This window comes from Paenibacillus lacisoli (genome assembly GCF_030580655.1).
Taxonomy (GTDB): Bacteria; Bacillota; Bacilli; order Paenibacillales; family Paenibacillaceae; genus Paenibacillus; species Paenibacillus lacisoli.
This window is the reverse complement of sequence record NZ_JAUQTB010000003.1, coordinates 236,777-250,738: the sequence shown is the minus strand read 5'-3', so window position 1 is coordinate 250,738 and position 13,962 is coordinate 236,777. Positions and strand designations below refer to the sequence as shown.

At 52.1% G+C, this 13,962-nt stretch carries 11 protein-coding genes and 1 pseudogene; 3 read left to right on the top strand and 9 right to left on the bottom strand.

From position 1 onward, the window contains the following. Window positions 1–135: 135 nt before the first annotated feature. Both Q5741_RS08120 and Q5741_RS08115 read left to right on the top strand, forming a co-directional pair. A complete protein-coding gene (locus Q5741_RS08120; protein ID WP_305023572.1) occupies window positions 136–597 on the top strand; it encodes a DUF4385 domain-containing protein in 462 nt (153 codons plus the stop codon). Between the two features lie 109 nt (window positions 598–706). Continuing rightward, complete coding sequence (locus Q5741_RS08115) at window positions 707–922, top strand: hypothetical protein (RefSeq protein WP_305023571.1); 216 nt, start codon at window positions 707–709, stop codon at window positions 920–922. A 99-nt stretch (window positions 923–1,021) separates the two neighbouring features. On the opposite strand, the gene Q5741_RS08110 is transcribed toward Q5741_RS08115, so the two are convergent. The 3 genes from Q5741_RS08110 to Q5741_RS08100 all read right to left on the bottom strand — a co-directional run bounded on the left by Q5741_RS08110 (window position 1,022) and on the right by Q5741_RS08100 (window position 5,381). Further along, complete coding sequence (locus tag Q5741_RS08110) at window positions 1,022–2,962, bottom strand: acyltransferase family protein (protein ID WP_305023570.1); 1,941 nt, start codon at window positions 2,960–2,962, stop codon at window positions 1,022–1,024. Window positions 2,963–3,185: 223 nt separating this feature from the next. Beyond that, on the bottom strand, window positions 3,186–4,346 hold the full coding sequence (locus Q5741_RS08105; protein WP_305023569.1) for a cation:proton antiporter: 1,161 nt from the start codon (window positions 4,344–4,346) through the stop codon (window positions 3,186–3,188). Between the two features lie 168 nt (window positions 4,347–4,514). Then, window positions 4,515–5,381 carry a helix-turn-helix transcriptional regulator gene (locus Q5741_RS08100; RefSeq protein WP_305023568.1) on the bottom strand — a complete coding sequence of 289 codons (867 nt, stop codon included), beginning with the start codon at window positions 5,379–5,381 and terminating at the stop codon, window positions 4,515–4,517. Window positions 5,382–5,547: 166 nt separating this feature from the next. Here Q5741_RS08100 and fabF point away from each other — a divergent pair, with 166 nt between their 5' ends. Further along, window positions 5,548–6,810, top strand: a complete 1,263-nt coding sequence (gene fabF / locus Q5741_RS08095; protein ID WP_305023567.1) for a beta-ketoacyl-ACP synthase II — start codon at window positions 5,548–5,550, stop codon at window positions 6,808–6,810. A 54-nt stretch (window positions 6,811–6,864) separates the two neighbouring features. Here the strand turns inward: fabF and Q5741_RS08090 are convergent, their stop codons facing one another. The 6 genes and pseudogenes from Q5741_RS08090 to Q5741_RS08065 form a co-directional block, all read right to left on the bottom strand. Beyond that, a complete protein-coding gene (locus Q5741_RS08090; protein WP_305023566.1) occupies window positions 6,865–8,277 on the bottom strand; it encodes an MATE family efflux transporter in 1,413 nt (470 codons plus the stop codon). Between the two features lie 286 nt (window positions 8,278–8,563). Continuing rightward, window positions 8,564–9,163: pseudogene (locus Q5741_RS08085) on the bottom strand (carbohydrate ABC transporter permease); the annotation flags it as partial. 247 nt (window positions 9,164–9,410) lie between these two features. Then, window positions 9,411–10,235: a carbohydrate ABC transporter permease gene (locus tag Q5741_RS08080; RefSeq protein ID WP_305023565.1), complete on the bottom strand. Its 825-nt coding sequence runs from the start codon at window positions 10,233–10,235 to the stop codon at window positions 9,411–9,413. Beyond that, window positions 10,235–11,101, bottom strand: a complete 867-nt coding sequence (locus Q5741_RS08075; RefSeq protein ID WP_305023564.1) for a carbohydrate ABC transporter permease — start codon at window positions 11,099–11,101, stop codon at window positions 10,235–10,237. Before Q5741_RS08075 ends, Q5741_RS08080 begins: the two co-directional genes overlap by 1 nt. 97 nt (window positions 11,102–11,198) lie before the next feature. Further along, complete coding sequence (locus tag Q5741_RS08070) at window positions 11,199–12,437, bottom strand: ABC transporter substrate-binding protein (RefSeq protein ID WP_305023563.1); 1,239 nt, start codon at window positions 12,435–12,437, stop codon at window positions 11,199–11,201. 320 nt (window positions 12,438–12,757) lie between these two features. After that, window positions 12,758–13,861, bottom strand: coding sequence for a stalk domain-containing protein (locus Q5741_RS08065; protein ID WP_305023562.1), 1,104 nt, complete (start codon window positions 13,859–13,861; stop codon window positions 12,758–12,760). Window positions 13,862–13,962 lie beyond the last annotated feature (101 nt).

The window sequence follows — 13,962 nt, the reverse complement described above, 5'->3', positions numbered from 1 at the left end:
TATACATCCCCGGACAGTACAGAAGCAAAATTTTGGAAACCGGATTATTTCGCACCGTTTATTCCGGGTATACATGTATTAAACCTGAATCCCCTTCGATGAACGAATACAATTCCGCACAAAGGAGAAGATGGCATGGTACAGAAATTTAATTATGATCTGGACTACAAGCAGTTGAACCTTCGTCAGCACCCTGAATGGTATGGCGTCGGCAAAGGAGAGCAGGGCGTACTGCTGGTTGAGCCTTACAAAAGTGAAATTCTGCCGCATTGGCGTTTCAAAACACCCCCGGTTGCCCGCGAATCCTCGGAGCGTATTTACCGGATGTTTCTGGATTACAAGGAGCAGCGCGACTTCGTCGGCATGGATATGGCACGCAAATTTCTGCAGATGGGCTATACACGCGCACGCCGCTACACGAATCACAAGGGAGGCCGCAAATACGCTGAAGACGGCTCTGTACTCCCCTATCAGAATGATCCGGTTAAGGCCGAAGCGGCAGCCATTTTCAAGAAGAAGTGGGAGGAGGCCAAGTCAGACCCGGAATATCAGCAGATGAAGAAGGAGCATGAATCCCGTTATCCCTCACCTTCCTGAACAGGAGGAATCCGTTAACCGCACCGGGAATACAATAACGAGTGATTCATATATGACAAGATTCAGTCATCCATAAGCCGGTGTTTACTATTTGCTGGAGGTCCTGTAAATGAGAAAAAAATCTTCCCCTTGGGCGCTGGTTGCAGCGACAGCTCCTTTGTTATGCATCCTTCCCGTTGTCCTGTCCAGTCCAACCCTTTCTGATTTCACCAAAGGCTTAACCGGCGGGTTGTTCGTGACTCTCGCCGCATCCAGTCTGATCCTGGCCGTCCTGAAGCGGCGCGGTATGGAGCTGACAGGCTGTGGACGAAAGGACAGCCAATAAACAACCCATAACACAAAAGGCACTGTATCCGGCTAATGCGGATACAGTGCCTTTTGGCTGTAAATATAAGATAATGGCTCAGACCGGCAAGACCGGCAATCAAGATACTTCACGAAGAGCACGGCTCAGCATAGCTGTGTAAGCTTTCGCACCCGTTCGGTTCAAGTGCACCCCGTCACCCGCAAAGTAGGCATTCTTGCCTGCACTCGTGGAGAACCAGTCGACCACCTGAATACGCGGGTCCTTGGCCGCCGCCCGGTTCAGGGAACGGTTCACCGCCGTCTCCCAAGGCCGCGCCACTCTAGTGTTCACGAATATAATCTTCTTGGCGCCGCTTAACGAATCCAGCAGCCGGTCCAGCTGCCGGCTTGTAAAGGAACCATTGGTTCCTAGCTCTATGACCACATATTGGCCGAGCTGGCCCTGCTGCTTCAGCTGGTCCAGCACCCCAGGAGCCTCAGACATCTGTCGTCCTACCTTGCCGTCAATGACGGCATCCGGCAGCACCTCCTCCAGATCTTCCTTGACATCGAGCATAACCGAATCGCCAATGACCGTAATCCCCTGCCCCCCGCTCTTCAGCGGTTTCGAATCCGACTGGGGAGACGCCGTCTGTTTGGACGGCTGGCCGCCAGCATGAGCAGGATTTCCGGAAGCGGGCCCTGCTGTAGAAGGCAACTGCAGTTTACCACCCGGAGCGGACGCCGTGCTTGTCTTGCCCGCCGCAGGATTCTTCGCTGTCACCTGGCCGCTCTGACTGCTCTGTTCGCTCTGGCCGGATACCGCCGGACCAGCTTGGGCTGGGCCCACCTGCTCATTTCCACCTGTCAGAAGATGCAGAGTGCCAGCTCCCGTGATAAGGATGACAGCAGCAGCACTACCTGCATACAGAGACTTACGATTGCGGACCGTCGCTGACCGCATCCGCCGCCAGGTTGGAACAAACCCGTCACGGCGGATCGGTTGTTCGAGATATCGATAGGATAACCCCGCGAGCAGCAGGCTGAGCCCAACCTGAAGCACTACACGCTGCCAGGAGACTCCATTCGTATCGATCTGAGGAGTGGACAATGTAATTACAGGATAATGCCACAGGTAAAGGCCATATGAACGCTCTCCGATCCAGCGCAGCGGCTTCGCAGCCATCATCCAGCCCAGCCGGCAGGCCGGGTGCACCAACACTGCCACAAGGACGGCCGTCACCAGCGAGAACAGCACCAGACCGCCCCGGTACAGGAACGGATCATATTCGTTTGTGTACCAGCAGCCGGCGGCCAGCAGAAGAAGAGCGGTGACTCCTGTGCCGTTCAGCAGTCTGGAAGCCTGCCTGGAAACGCCGCTCTTGAGCTTGGCACTTGGCCATACTACGGCAAGCGCAGCCCCAATGAGCAGCCCGAACAGACGGGTATCCGTTCCGTAGTAGACCCGGCTCGGGTCCGCATCCGGGTTATACAGCATAATCATGAGCAGCGCGGATGCGGCAGCCAGGCTCATCAGCCAGCTGGCCAGTGTCCGGCGACCGTGGATAAACTTCAAACCAAGCGCAAGGACGAGCGGCCAGAACAGGTAGAACTGCTCCTCTACGGCCAGCGACCAGAGATGCCCGAGCGGCGATGGCGGTCCAAAGCTCTCAAAATAGGACACTTTATGTAAAACAAACCACCAGTTACTCATATAGAGCAGCGCTGCCGGAACGTCCCCGCCCAGCGAAGCCAGCCGGGAATGGTCAAAGAGGAGCGCATACACGCTGACGACAGCCACCATCGTAACCATGGCTGGCAGCAGCCGCCTTGCCCGGCGCAGCCAAAAGTCCTGCATCAGGAAGCAGCCGCGCGCCTCCCGTTGGCCTGCAAGAATATCAGTGATCAGATAACCGGATAGGGTGAAGAACATGCCTACGCCAAGCAGTCCCCCAGGCAGCCAATCCGGATTGAGATGATAGATGATAACGGTCATAACGGCAACAGCACGCAGGCCGTCCAGTTCATGAACATAGCGTCTTGGCCTTATTACCTTCTTATTCCATATTTTTTTATCCATGCTGCAGCCCTGCTGGCAGGCTGTCGAAATAGATGAATTTCATGTACAGAATCATAATGCTGCCCTTTCTATAGTCACACTAAGATGATATTTTTTCCTTAACGATAAATTCTAGTTTAGCAGAAATGTTCATCTATTAGTAACTTTAGGGTTACAGTTCGGTTACGAACCAAACCCCGCTCCAGGAGCGGGGTTCATGGTCATCTATGATTCCTTGCTGCAGTCATTTGTTATCCGTAGTCTCTTTCTTCCCTTGGCTCAGGAATGCTTTTAGCAGCGGCGGTGCTACCAGCGTCGTGACAATAACAGCAATGACTACAGAAGTGAAATATTCCTGTGCCAGCAGCTTGGATTCCAGACCAGCAGCAGCGATAATCAGAGCCACCTCGCCCCGCGAGATCATGCCTGATCCAATCGCGAACGATGAACGGGTGTTGAATCCGGTCAGGCGGGCACCCAGTGCGCCTCCCAGCAGCTTCGTGACCACGGCAGCCAGTGTCAGCACAACTACAAAACCGATCTGCGACAGCACTCCGTCGAAAGAGACATTCAGGCCGATACTGACAAAAAAGACCGGTACAAACACGGCGTAAGCGATCGGTTCGATTTTGTGTTCTACCTTGTCACGTACATCCGTCTGTGAAATCGCCAGACCCGCTGCGAATGCACCGATAATTCCTGCCATACCCATGATCTCTGCAAAATAGGAGAAGCCCAGGCAGACGACCAGCGCAGTAGTAACCACCGGCTCGGTCACCTTCATCTTGCCCAGCAGCTTCATGAACCATGGCACGATCAGCCATCCTGCAGCTGCTACAGCCACGAAGAAAATCGCTTTTTTGCCAATCAGCAGCCCTATGGAGGTCTCGGTATCTCCACCGAGCAGACTCATCATGACGGCAAGCAGAATGACGACCAGCACGTCGTCCACGACGGCTGCGCCCAGAATCGTTGTACCCTCCCTTGAGTTCAGTCGATCCATATCTTTAAGCACTTGTACTGAAATACTGACAGATGTCGCACTGAAGACGACGCCCATGAACAGCGCAAAGCTCGTATCCAGCCCGAATGCAGCCGCCGCGCCATACCCTCCGATAAACGGAAGAATAATACCGCCTATGGCTACTGCGAAGGCAGACTTCCAATTCCGTTTTAACTGATCCAGATCTGTCTCCAGACCTGCCAGGAACATCAGCAGCAGCACCCCGATTTCAGATAAATAGTGCACAAATTCATCATTTTGCACCCATCCCAGTACTGCTGGTCCCAGAATAATGCCGATTAGCAGCTTCCCCAGTACAGAAGGTTGACCAAGGCGTACGGACAGGTCGCCTGCCACCTTCGTGAAGAACAGAATGAGGGCCAGTGTCCAGATAAAAGTCATACCATCTCCCCTTTTCAAATTATCATCTGCCTTAATACGCCTAAATACGCACAAAAAAACATGGAGGGCCCTTGGTGACAGAGCTCCTCCATGTTTCTTTAGCCGTGCGTATGCAGTTACTAACAGTATATTATATATACCTTCACAAAGCAAGTCTGAAACATGCCTCTATAACGATCCGTCTGGAGCAGGAACTCCGTTGCGGGCCATAAGCTGCATCAGTTTATGCTCTGTCATCGAATCAGGAACCGGTGTATAGATACTGCAGCGCAGATCACTGCCCCCGTGCACTTGAAGCGAGGTCAGCTCGAACAGCATTTTGCCGGCCTTCGCATGACGAAATTCGATGACCACTTCCGGGGCGGAGCTTACCTTGGCCTGTTCCCACAGCCGGTTAAAGTCGCTATCTCTTGCCTTCATCTCTTCCAGAAAGAGATTATACCATTCGTCCTCCACATACTGCCCGTAATAAGCCCGGAAGATCGCCAGAAACCCTCCGACGAAGTCCTCCCAATTGACGGCCAGCCTCCGGAACTCTTTACGCATGAACAACAGCGATATCATATTCCGTTCCTGCTGGGGAATGGTTTCGAAATCCAGAAACACCCGTCTGGCTGCTTCGTTCCAGCCTACGATTTGGCATCTTCGGTCCGATATGATGGTGGGACAATTGTTCAGCTCCAGCAGTATTTTTTGCAGCGATGGGCTGATCTGCAGCGGTTCTTCCAGAGGGGTACGGACCACCGTGCTGACATCGAAAGCGAGAGAATTCAGATATTTATGTTCATCAACGGTCAGCCTCAGGGCACGGGCGATCTGATCCAATACGGACTGGGACACCCGAATATCGCGGCCCTGTTCCAGCCAGGTATACCAGGTCGTACTTACCCCCGCCAGCTGTGCCACCTCCTCCCGGCGAAGCCCCGGTGTCCGCCTTCTAGTACCTGCCGGAAGACCGGCCTCCTGCGGTGTAATGCGGGCCCGCTGATTTTTGAGAAACTGGGACAGCACTTTCCGCCTTTCCTGCTCGTTCATGAAGCCTGCCTCCATTCTGCACAGCTTATCGTAGTAGTCATTATACCAGTATAATCTACAACTTGTAATAGGATAATGCCCGTGACAAGATGAGAGGGCAGCAGTGAGATCATGCCCTGCTCTTTGAACATATCTTCAGGAATATCGAAATGAGGAGGCTTTATATATGGAACGTGTAGTTATTACCGGAATGGGGATTATATCGCCGTTAGGTCACCAGGTTGACGGCTTCTGGGACCAGCTGGCTGCCGGTCGATCCGGTATTTCCCGTCTTGGTGAATCCCGGGATAGCCCTATTCATATACCAGAAACGTCAGCTTACCAGACACGGATTGCCGGAAGGGTGTACGGTTTTGACGGGGAAGCCCGCTTCGGGCGTAAGGAGGCGCGCCGGATGGACCGGTTCAGCCAGTTCGCCATGGCAGCAGCTGAACAGGCTGTGGGGGACGCCGCCCTTCAGCTGGACCGCATCGACCTGGAACGGGCCGGTGTCTATGTCGGTTCAGGCATCGGCGGCATCCGGACGCTGATGGACCAGCAGCAGGTACTGCTGGAGCGTGGTCCCGGCAGGATCAGTCCAACTCTGGTGCCCATGATGATCTCCAATATGGCAGCCGCCATGATCAGCATCCGCTTTGGCTTTCAGGGCGCCACACTGTCGCCTGTCACCGCCTGCTCAATCGGCAACACGGCCATTGGCGAAGCCTATCGGGCTATCAAGCTGGGTGCGGCTGATATGATTCTTGCTGGTGGCACTGAGGCGGCTATTACAGAGCTTTCGCTTGCAAGTTTCGGCAATGCTACGGCGCTTTCTACCCGCAATGGGGAGCCAGCCAGGGCCAGCCGCCCTTTTGATGCAGACCGCGACGGATTTGTTATGGCCGAGGGCGCGGGAATCCTTGTGCTGGAATCCCTCTCCCATGCCCAAGCCAGAGATGCCAAAATCTACGCTGAAGTCATTGGCTATGGGGCGAGTTCAGATGCTTATCATATGGTAGCAACACATCCCGAGGGCCGAGGGGCCTATCTCGCTATGAAGGCAGCAGTGACAGACGCAGGAATTCAGCCCGGCGATATAGATGTCATCAGTGCGCATGCAACCAGTACAGAAGCAGGGGACCGCTCCGAGACTTTGGCCATCAAGCAGCTGTTTGGAGATGACGCTTACCGCGTCCCGGTAACCGCTAATAAATCAATGACGGGCCATATGTTCGGTGCTGCAGGCGGAGCCGAAGCTATTGCACTCGTCAAGAGTATGCAGGAAGGGCTCATTCCGCCGACGATTAACCTGGATACGCGGGACCCGGACTGTGATCTGGATTATGTGCCGAATATAGCCAGACCTGCTTCCCTTTCCATCGGCATGTCTAATTCCTTTGGCTTTGGCGGCCATAATGCTGTCATTGTTTTACGTAAATGGGCCGAATAAGCAGGCATTAAAAAAAGCCGCAACTGTGTCAGTTGCGGCTTCATTGTGTAATAGTTATAGAGCAGGTGCCGGTGCAGCTGCAGGTTCATGATGCTCTTCGGTCTCGATAAGCTCATGTTTCTCCCAAGCCCGGCTGCGCCAGCGGAAGTACATGATCACTGCCCGTGTCCATTCGTCTGCTGCAATAGCAAGCCAGACACCGGCAAGCCCCATATGAAGCTTGAACACCAGCAGGAAGCCCAGCGGCAGGCTCATGCAGACCATAGAAATCAGTCCCATGTATACCGGGAATTTCGCATCGCCTGCCGCTCGCAGGGATCCGATAATCACGATATTGCAGGTCCGTCCGGTCTCCAGCAGGATGCTGAGCAGAATGACCTGTGCGCCCATCTGTACGATAAGCGGATTATCCGTGAACACGCTCATCAGCGGCACACGGAACAGGATGATAATCAGGTCAATAACAATGGTCGCTGCCAATGCCCACTTCACGCTGCTGAATACCCGTTTGTATGCATCTTCCTTGCGTCTAGCACCCACCAGCCGGCCAACGATAATGGATGTACCCATCCCGATCGCCATGCTGAACAGGTAGATATAGCTTGAAATATTACCAGCATACTGCCGGGTAGCCATCGCTTCTGCACCCAGGTACGTTACATACAGGGTAAATACCAGCTGGCAGGATTGATAGACGACCGATTCCAGCGCAGACGGAATGCCGATACGCAGGATTTTGCCGATGAATTTCCGGGACAGATTGATATAATAGCTGAATTCCACGCGGACTTCCATGACCCGGTACAGCAGCCAGAGGAAGACAAGCAGGCAGATCAGGCGGCTTCCGACCGTCGAAATGGCTGCCCCCTCCACACCGAGCTTAGGCAGGCCGAAATGGCCAAAAATCAGTGCGTAGTTCCCGACAACGTGAATCACGTTCATCAGAACAGAGACATACATCGTTTCTTTCGTAAAACCATGGGTCCGGATGGTGGCAGCCAGCGCGTTAATCAGTGCCTGCAGGAAAATCCCGCCACCGACAATACTTATATAAGACTGGGCATAATCGTAAATGGTGCCCTGCACATGCAGCAGGTCCAGCAGATGTCCCCCGAACAGCAGGAAGCCTGTGCTCAGGATCAGACCTACAATCAGGTTCAGCGTAATCGCGTTACCCGTTACCTGGGCCGCCTCACTCAGTTTCTTCGAACCAATGTACTGTGCAACCACAATAGCGGCGCCATTTCCGATCACCTCCAGTACGAGGATTGCAATTGAAATAATTTGATTAGCCGCTCCGACCCCGGATACCGCATTATCGGACACCGAGCTGAGCATGAACGTATCCACGCTCCCCATCAACATAAACAAGAAGAGTTCCAGAAAAATAGGCCAGGTCAGCCGAATCAGATTCAGTTCCTTCGCTTCCGACCGCAGGGACTCTTTGGTTGAGGATATAGCTGTCATTCTCTCACCTTTCTCCGTGTAGGCTGTAATTCTTAGGGTATGTTAGCACAGCCAGTTTGAAAATGCAGTAGTTTCTGTGAAAAAAAATGAAAGTTTTTTGAAATCCCATAAATTAGTAAATATCCTTCTTTTCATTTCATACGCTTACAAGTCCAGTATACAAACGTTTGGAGCGTTTGGCTCTGTACGTTTTTGATGTCTATGAACAAAAAGGCCTCGCAGCATCTATCAACTTGATAGATGCTGCGAGGCTTTTTGTGCTGATTTGAGAAGGGTTGACTTTAACTTATCCTTTCACGGAGCCTGCCGCGATTCCTTCCACGATGCGGTTGCTCAGGATCAGAAAGGCAATCAGAATCGGCAGAATGCTGATCATCAGGGTGGCGCCAATGGCTCCCCAGTCCGTCGTATACTGCCCGATAAAGTTCTGAACCCCTACGGTCAGGGTTTTAAAGTGGTCAGCACTGATAAAGGTATTCACGAAGATAAATTCATTCCAGTCATAAATCATGTTAATGATGGCCGTCGTAGCAATAACCGAGGCGGTCATCGGCAGAACGATCTGGAAGAAGATCCGGTTCACTGAACAGCCGTCCATGACAGCCGCTTCCTCAACCTCCCGTGGAAGTGCGTAATAGAAGCCCAGCAGGATCATAATCGTAATCGGCATGTTGAAGGCAATATACGATAAGATGACGGACAAAGGATGATCTGTCAGATGCAGCTTCAGGAACAGGCTGAACAGCGGGATCAGGGTGGAATGCACGGGAATCATCAGGCCCACCATGAATAGTCCCAGCACCAGGGATTGCCCTTTCCAGCGCATGCGGGTGATCGCAAAGGTAACCAGACTGGCGAACAGGACAGTAAATACAACAGAAACGACCACCCGACTACGGAGCGAGGTGACGATAGAATGAGCCAAGCCGCTGATACTAGCAATCATTAAAGCGTTTACATTTATGGGAGTCAGCAGCTCTTTGTTGACTGGTTAAACTAACGACTACAAAATAGCACAGTTCCTGGTGTTAATCAATCACCACATTATGCTGAGTATAATAAGCAGCTTCCCCCACCTCCCCGGCCGAGCATATTAAAAAGCGGCCGGGTCAAAGCCCGGCCGCTCAAACTATTTATTTGACTGATCCCTGCGTCACACCGTTGATAATCCACTTCTGTGCGAACAGGTAAATAATAATCATCGGCAGGAGTGCCATTAGATACGAAGCAAACGCCAGGTTGAAGTCGGTATTGAACTGTCCCTGGAATACATACTGCACCAGCGGCAGCGTATACCGTTCCGGATCACTGATAATAATCAGCGGCAGCAGGAAATCATTGTACGCGGCAAGGCAGGTCAGTATTCCGACCGTTGCACTGATCGGTGCCATCAGCGGGAAAATAATCCGCCAGAATGTTCCCCAGGTCGTGGCTCCGTCTACGGTCGCGGCTTCCTCGAGCGCTACCGGAATAGAGCGGATATAACCGACATACACGAATACATTAAACGCCAGACCATACACCGTATGCAGCAGGATTAACCCCCACAAATTCGTCATATGCAGTGCAGAAGTCAGTTTGACAATCGGCAGCATAATGATCGGAAACGGGATGAACATTGCACTGATAAAATAGAAATACAGCCCCTTGAAAAACTTGCGGTCCATATTACGTGAAATGGCATAAGCGACAAGGGAGTTTGTCAACAGCGTCAGGACTACGGTACAGACCGTTACAAGAACACTATTACCCAGCGCCTGGAAGAAGTTCGTGACTTTGATGGCATTACTGAAATTCTCCCAGTGGAATTCGGTTGGAAAAGCGAACACCGATTGCCGCATCTGTTCAGGATTTTTGAGCGCAATTGTAATGGTCATATACAAAGGGAACAGAATGAAAAGGGTGCCGAGCGTAACCAGCACGAGTACTGGCCAGTTGGTACGTGTGCGGCTTCTCATCACATGTCCACCTCTCTTTTCTGTAAAAATTTAAGCTGCAGGATCGAAATGACAGCGATCACGATAAAATAAATGACCGAGTTCGCGGACTGATACGCGAACTCTCCGCCTTGGAATCCGCCGGTATAGATCAGGTGAGAAATGGATTGCGTCGCACGCCCCGGACCTCCGTTGGTCAAGGCTACGATCTGGTCGAACACCATCAGGGAGTTCTTCATCGCAAGCACCATGTTAATCGTAAAGAACGGCGCGATCAGGGGGAACGTAATGCTCCAGAACTCCCGCCAGCGGCTGGCACCGTCCAGATTGGAGGCTTCGTAGAGACTGGTAGGAATGGTCTGCAGACCAGCTAGGTACAGAATCGTATTGAGCGCAATGCTCTGCCAGATCATGACGATGGCTACCCCGATCCAGGCCAGGCCCTCGCTGCCCAGAATGTTCGTCGACAGGGAATCGATCCCCAGCTTTTGTCCCCAAATCGTAAACACGTTAGAGAACAGGTAGTTGAATATGTAACCGACGATCAGGACGCTCAGAATATTCGGCAGGAAATAAATACCGCGAAAAAAGTTGCGGAACTTGATCTTGGCATTCAGACCAAGCGCGATGATCAGACTGAGGACATTCGTCAGAAGAGTCACCACAATCGCCAGCTTAAACGTAAACCAGTAGGCATTGCCCACATTGTTATCCTTGAACAGATTGATATAGTTTTTGATCCCGACAAAATCATAATTTTTACCGAAGCCATTCCAGTTCGTAAACGAATAGTAAATCCCCTGCAGCGCAGGCAGCGTCATGAACACAAAGAACAGTATAACGGCAGGTACGGTCATCCAGTAGAAGGCCGTAAGACGCTTATTCATGGTTCTTCCTCCTTCTTGGAACATCAGGGATACCGGCTGCAGCCGGCCCCCGCTGTAAGTAATTATAGTTTATGAACAGCCCCGTCTCCCCACCAGGTTAACGGCGGTCGGCCACCTTGTCCCACTCGCGGTCAAGCGTTTTGAGATAGCTGTCAATATCCCCGTTCTGCAGAAACGACTGTACGATCGAGTTCAGCTGCACAGCAGCAGGAATGTAGTGGTCGGCAAAATCAATGACTTTACCCTGCTGCAGATACGGCTGCAGCTCGGCCACGGCCGGGTCATCCTGCTTCACACCCTTAACGGCGGAGAACAGGGTCTGTTCCTTGATGTACTGCCCGATATTCTCCGGTTCCGTCAGGAATGCGATAAATTCCTCAGCTTCCTTCTTGTGCGGTGTCTCTGACGAAATGGTCAGGAGGGTATCCACCCCGTTAATCAGCTTGTTATTGGCCGCATCATTGCTGGCCGGGAACGGGAAGAAGCCGATCTGTACATCCGGGTTCGCTTTGCGGATCTCCGGAATGGCCCAGGTACCCTGGATATACATAAAGGCGTCTCCATTCGCAAAAGCACGGTTGCCATCCGAATAAGCTTTACCAAAATTGTCGTTATGGCCATACTTCATCAGTTCCAGCTGCTTCTCCGCCACTTCGCGGTATTTCTCCTGGAATGTCACCTGATTCTCCCGGCGCTGCAGGAAGAAATCGATACCGACCAGATTCGGTCCCAGGGCATTAAACGGAAGGTTTGTCTGCCAGTCATCCTTATACGTGAAATAAAATGGAATTTTACCGGCTTCCTTGATTTTCCGGGCTGTGGCAATCAGCTCATCCCATGTCTTGGGTACCGTTAGACCCATCTGCTTGAACAGCGTTTTGTTATACATAATGCCGTTGGCATTGGTAGCATAAGGGACACCATTGACTCCCTCGGTACCAGCAACGTCCTGCAGCATTTTGACATAGTTATCATCTATGTTGCTCAGCAGCGGAGTACCCTCGAAGTCAGCAAAAATTCCGCTTTGAGCCAGAATGGAATATGTATCTGTTGCACCCATACCGATCACATCGGGAATGTCATTCTTGACGACCCGGGTGAGCAGCACCGTCTCAGCGTCCGGCGGATTAACCTGGGTCACCTGAACATCCGGATGCTGTTCATTGAATTTGGCAATCAATTTGTCGAAGGACCCTTTGGCCTCCGGTTTGTTCTGGAAGAACTCGATCTTCACCTTGCCATCAGCTGTCTCGTCCTGCCGTCCGCAGGCACTCAGCAGCAGTGCTGCTGTGAGGCAGATGGTGATTGCTTTGCCCCATTTACCTAATCGAATCATCCCTCACAACCCCCTAAAACGTTTTCTGTAACGGCTTACATAAACACCTTGCAAAACGGTCTCCCCTGCAGGTTCTCAACCAACCTACAGCATGTTTCCAGCTCCACGGATGAAGTCGCTCCAATCTTATGCTGCAGCTATTATTATTTATTATTAGAAATTTACCCAGACGGATCGAAGAAGAAACGCCGTTGAAGCCATCCTCCGACAGCATATGGCATCTCTCGACCGCAAACGACAAGCACTTCGGACGCTGCTCCAAGGCAAAAAACGCCTGCACCAAAGGTGGAGACGTTTTTTATTTAGAGACTGCCTGTATTCTATTTATCAGGGATGTCTGTATACTCCGGATAGGCCTCGAAGGCTGTAGATGTCGCCTGCAGTCCCTGCCCGCCCCTGCCGTAGCGAAGCGTCAGATCTCCGACATATTCAGTATTCCCAATACTCCCCGCAGCAGTGGCTGCCAGTTTGCCGTTCTTGACGGCGTAACGCACAACGCCTCCAAAGCCCAAGTGATCCATCACCGTATTCCGTTCACGATCCGGGTAGATCAGCTTCACCTGTCCCGGCGTTTTCCCCTGCCAGTTCACCGTAATGCTGATATCTTTCCCCTCCTGCACCGCGCTTGATTTCACCAGCCGGTTGGCTTCGCTCTCCGCCGGAGCTACCTTCACTACCGTCCAATCCTCCGGGTTCACTACGCGCACCTCATCCTGGTACATTCCGGTTCCATAACCCAGTGTCCAGATAACGACTGCTTCACGCTTCCCATCCCCGTTCACGTCACTGTAATACAGTTGGACGGGATACGATCCGAACACTGGCGCTTTCCAGTCAAACGTATGCCGCCTGCCATTCACTTCAAGGATCATGCCCTCGTAACGACTTGTATTCTTCAATGCCGCATACAGCTTCACATTGGCTTGTCCCGCAGCAGTGGCAATCGGCTCTTTCGGTACTCTTACCGTGGTGGTCACATCTCCTGAATCAATCGTTATCACGTTACGTGTCTTATCCAGTAATGCGCCAGCTCCTGTCAGGCTGTTGAAAGCATCCAGTGTCACATACAATCGTCCCTGGTGCAGGACGGCAGGAGCCGTCAGTGTGCTGTACGGGGCCTGTCCATTACGAATAACGGAGCTGCCTGCAGCCAGGGTATACACAGATCCATCCTTGCTCGTCAGGTTCAGCTTCTTGGTCTGATTGTTCCATTTTAACGAGATGGGGTAATATTCCTCCACCACTCTGATCGGGACATATACCCGGTTATTTTTAATAAAAGGTGCCGCTTGTGTCTTCGCCTGCTCACCATCTACAATCAGCTTGATGTTTGACGCCGCATCGGCTGCCTTCGGCGCGCCCGCAATCATTCCAGCTGCCAGCACGGCCGCCATTACAGCAGCAGTCAGCCTGTTTCGTCTCATGTTTCGTCCTCCCTTACATTCATTCCCATGTTCAACTGCACTTTAAATTCCATTCTCTGTTTTATTATACATAGAAATCCCAGCAGACAGGTTACGGTCCG